We start from the raw sequence: 4,330 nt of genomic DNA on the forward strand, positions 1-4,330 counted from the left end.
TTGTACGGCTGGTACTGGCTCTGCGTCTTCGCGTTGTTCGCGCGCGCTTCGCTGATCCCGCTCGCCCCCTTCACCACTCGACGCCGGATGATCGGTTCGTCTGCCATCTGCCTGTCTCCCAAAGTCGATTGCGGGATCCCCTCGATCCCCCGTGTCCCCGGCACCGGCCACCGCGCCTGCGCCATCACCGACTCAATCCTAGTCAGCACCCCGCCCCCAGGCGCTCCATTGCCGACCGCCTTTATCCCGACAGTGCACAAAACCGGGCGCCGCCCCCGGGTGCTAGACCGCCCGAGCCACCTCCCGGGCGAGCGCGGCATAGCGTCCGTGGTGAAACAGCAGCGGCTCGGGCGCGCCCTCCGGCGCGCTCAGGCGGAGGACCCGCCCGACGAGGATCAGATGGTCGCCGCCCGCGTAGCGATGCTCGGTTGCGCATTCGAAAATCGTCGGTACACCGGGAAGCAGCGGAACGCCCTCCACGCCCGCGGCGCAGGACAAGCCACCGAACTTGTCGGTCGATGGGCGGGCGAACCGGTCTGCGAGCGAACGCTGGGTGGCCTCCAGGACATGCACGGCAAAATGCCCGGCGGTGGCAAACGCGCCAAAACTGAACGCGCTTCGCGCCACGCTCCACAGCACCAGCGGCGGCGACAGCGATACCGTATTGAAACTGCTCGCGGTCACACCGACTGCCACGCCGTCGGCATCGAGTGCGGTCACCACGGTGACGCCAGTTGCGAACTGGCTGAACGCGCGTCGCAGCAGGGACGCGTCGATCATGGCGCCCTCCCCCGAAACGCGCTCCGCAGGCGAGCGCAAGCCGGTGCTGCCGCCTGTTTTGAGCGCGGTCGCAGTCATCGCCGCGCGCCTCAAGCCGGCACCGAGAACGACTCGATGAAGCGGTCGGCCTCGGCCTCGTCGTAGTACCACGGGGCCAGGCCCTTGGGATCGTCGAACGCATTGGCGACGCGGGCGGCGATATCCGGATTGGATCCGCAGGCCCCGAACACCTTGAGGACCTGCGGCGGGGGCGGCAGCAAGTGGGTATTGGTGAAGCGCGTGACCCACCTGGCGTAGTCCCAGTAGGTCTCGAAGGTGGCGTTCATCCAGCCCTCGTCGAATCCCTGCCGACCGCGTTCCACGATCGCGTCCAGGTAAAGCGCGGCACACTTGCTGGCGTTGTTCGAGCCCTGGCCGGTGATCGGATCGTTGAGCACGAGCACGTCGGCCATCCCCATTACCGCGCGCCCGGACGGCAGACGGCCGACCACCTTCCTGACCGTCGGCGTGATGCGACCGACCAGCGTGCCGAGATCGTCGGTCAGCCTCAGGTCGGCGCAGCGCTCCGCCTCCCACGGGAAGAAGTCGCGGATCTGCGTCAGCGCCAGCTCCAGGTGCTGTTCGGGGCTCGCGACCTCGGCCCAGCAGTCCATCGGGCCGCCCGGAATGCACTCGAGGTTGATGATGTCGCACGGTCCGCTCAGGGTCAGTGCCGGAAAGTTGATGTACTCGCCGATCCCCGGATTGATGCCGATGTTCAGCGCAGAGTAGTCCGCACGCGGTTTCATGCCGTGAACGTAGGTCAGCGAGATGGTCCGCTGCGGCCGGTCGAACTGGCTGCGGGCCGGGTCGCGTTCGAACAGCTTGCCGATCTCGCCCTTGCCGGTGGACACCACGACCAGATCGGAGGCCGCGGCGTAGCGCTCCAGTGCCTCGACGTCGGCATCCTCGATCAGCAGGCGGCCGCCGCGGCGCTCGAAGATCTCCATCCACGCCGGCATCTTGATGCGCTGGTCCACCGACTGGCCCGGGGCGCGCATCGGCGAGCGCCAGTCGATCATCGTGGAGCCGTCGCCGGTACCGGCACGCAGGTGGACCCCGGTGATCGGCGGGCAGGCGGTATCCCACCGGGCGAGATCGAGCTGGCGCTCGTAACCGACTGCCATGGCGTACATCGACTGGCTGGACATGACCCGCCCGCCCGCGATCTCGGCGGCGCTGCGGTTGGATACGAGGGTGACCTCGAAGCCCTGGTCCAGCAGCCCGATGCCCAGTTGCAGTCCGGCCTGGCCGGCGCCGATGATGGTGATCTTGCGCATTTTCTGTGTGCTCCGTCGTGGGTTGCGATGGCGTCTCCACCATTGAAGACGGAAGCAATTTGACCCAGTCGGAAGCGAAGAAATATGCGCAAAGTGCAGCGACTATGCATCGACCGCAGAAATCGTCCGACGCCCGCAGAAAGGGACGAACGGCATCCTCGATCGGCACCGGAACAGTGCGTAGACCCTTGACTTAACGGGACTTGAGCAGGGATTCGTGCGGATGCTCGCCAAACCGGCGGCGATAATCGCTGGCGAACCGCCCGAGCTGGAAGAAACCCCAGCGCATTGCGATCGAGGTCACGCTCCGCGGCTGGCCGGGATCAAGCAGATCGGCTCGTGCGCGCTCCATTCGGAGGTCGCGCAGGTAGCGTATCGGGCTCACCCCGAGAAAACGGCGAAATCCCTCATGCAGGGTGCGTCCGCTGACCCCGGTATGCAGAGCCAGGGTCTCGACCGTGATCGGCAGATCCGGGTGCGCCCGCATGTACTCTTCTGCGATCTTCACGTGGCGGGGCAAGAGCAGGCGGTTGTCGCGCCCTCCGCCGTCGATGACGCGCCCCGGTAGCCAGTTCAGTGCGCCGGTCATCAGCAGTTGCTCGAACTGCTCCCGCACCAGCGGCGTGTCGCTCAACCGGGGGTTGCGGCGGAGTTCGCCGAACAGATGGCGCGCGGTATCGACCCACGCCTGCGCCGCGGTGTGCTGCAGATCGACCAGGCACTGGAAGGACACGGTGCCGACCCACTCCTCTCCGGCCAGCGCGGATGCATGGCGCTCGAGCGCATCCCGTTCGATGCGGACGACGAACTTCTCGCAATCGGCACTCCAGCGCATCCCGAGCCGGCTCTCGGGCCCGTGTATGGACGCGTGTCCGCAATCGCAGCGCAACTCCCGGCCATCGATGCACATCCGGTCGCCTCCCGTCAGCGGCACCTGAACCAGGAAGAAGGATTGCAACTGGCGCGGGACGATCCTGACCTCCGCCCCATAGCGCATCCGGCTGAAGCTGAATGCGCCCATGCGCTGATGCACGTGCTGATAGTCGAGCCGGTCGCGAAGCCGGGTCTGGTCGAGTTGATGTTCGCAGTACAGGCCGGCGACGATCTGGCGCGTCTCGTCGAGATCGCAGGACTGATAAATGGCCGACCGCTCACCCGGCGCGTCGTCACCGCTCATCATCTGTTTCACCCTCCCTCAGGATCACCGCGCTTGCGGTGAAGGCGGCGGCACGGGCGCCTGCCCGCCGTATCCGCTTGCCCCCGATCGGCGCATTCCCCGTCACTTCACCTCTGGAACGGCGCGACACCTGCCCGACGTCGCCCGCTCGCCGCACGATTCAGCGCGCCAGCGTTTCCGACGGACTCTCGCCGAAACGACGCTTGTAGTCGGTGGTGAAATGGCCAAGGTGGCCAAACCCCCACTGATACGCAACGGTCGTCACCGTCACCCGGCCCGGCTCGGCCTGCAGCAGCTGATCACGCACCCGGTTCAGGCGGATCTCTTTCAGATAGAGCATGGGCGACGTGTTCCGGTATTTCCGGAAGCCGGTGTACAACGAGCGGCTGCTGACCCCGGTGTGCTCGGCCATGTCCGCGACCGTGATCGGCTCGTGGGCATGCTCCTCGATGTACTGCTCGGTGCGCCTGACGAAGGCGGGAGTCACGGTCTTTCCGCCGTCGGTGAACAGGCTCGAGTAGTTGTTCTCCTGGCAGACCAGCAGCATGCTGACGATCATCTGCTCGATGTGTGCGGAAAGCAGCGGCGAAGCCAGGTTCTCCTCCGCTTCGAGGTTTTCCAGCAACCACGCAACGGTACGCATCCAGCGCCGCCCGGCGACGGTATCGAGCGGCATCCCGGTCCGGAACTCGATCCGTTCGTGCACCGACCGGCCCAGATGCTGACGACAATGGCGTTCCAGAAGGTCGCGATCGACCCGCATGATCAGCTTTTCGGTGTGCTCGCCGTGCAGAATACGCACCGGACGATGGGCATTGAGCACCGATCCCAGCAGCGGGGACGTATGCGTCGTTTCACCTTCGCATTCGACCCGCTCTGCACCGTGGAGCGGCATCTGGATCAGGTAGAAGGAATCGAGCAGGCCGGGATCGATGGTCACCTCGCCGCCGTAACTCATGCGTCCGATCCCGATGCCTTTCAGCTTGCGGTAGTACATGCGGGCGTTCACCGAGCGCTTCGCGTCGAGGCTGCGAAGATCGTTCTCGCAGAACAC

Annotated in this window: 4 protein-coding genes; all 4 read right to left on the reverse strand. The window is 65.9% G+C overall.

Annotated elements, in window-relative coordinates:
- Window positions 1-282: 282 nt before the first annotated feature.
- A complete protein-coding gene (locus AC3A35_RS27495) occupies window positions 283-780 on the reverse strand; it encodes a flavin reductase family protein (RefSeq protein WP_487439741.1) in 498 nt (165 codons plus the stop codon).
- 89 nt (window positions 781-869) lie between these two features.
- Complete coding sequence (locus tag AC3A35_RS27500; RefSeq protein WP_487439742.1) at window positions 870-2,099, reverse strand: styrene monooxygenase/indole monooxygenase family protein; 1,230 nt, start codon at window positions 2,097-2,099, stop codon at window positions 870-872.
- Window positions 2,100-2,292: 193 nt separating this feature from the next.
- Window positions 2,293-3,279 (reverse strand): AraC family transcriptional regulator, encoded by a 987-nt coding sequence (locus AC3A35_RS27505; protein ID WP_487439743.1) that lies wholly within the window; start codon window positions 3,277-3,279, stop codon window positions 2,293-2,295.
- Between the two features lie 157 nt (window positions 3,280-3,436).
- Window positions 3,437-4,330 (reverse strand): AraC family transcriptional regulator (locus tag AC3A35_RS27510; RefSeq protein WP_487439744.1); only part of this gene is annotated, 894 nt, incomplete at its 5' end.

The organism is Azoarcus sp. Soil_N_20, from assembly GCF_057656155.1.

Coding starts and splice junctions, on each gene's coding strand:
- AC3A35_RS27495 (WP_487439741.1), bottom strand. CDS start 780: ATGATCGACGCGTCCCTGCTGCGACGCGCGTTCAGCCAGTTCGCAACT.
- AC3A35_RS27505 (WP_487439743.1), bottom strand. CDS start 3,279: ATGATGAGCGGTGACGACGCGCCGGGTGAGCGGTCGGCCATTTATCAG.
- AC3A35_RS27500 (WP_487439742.1), bottom strand. CDS start 2,099: ATGCGCAAGATCACCATCATCGGCGCCGGCCAGGCCGGACTGCAACTG.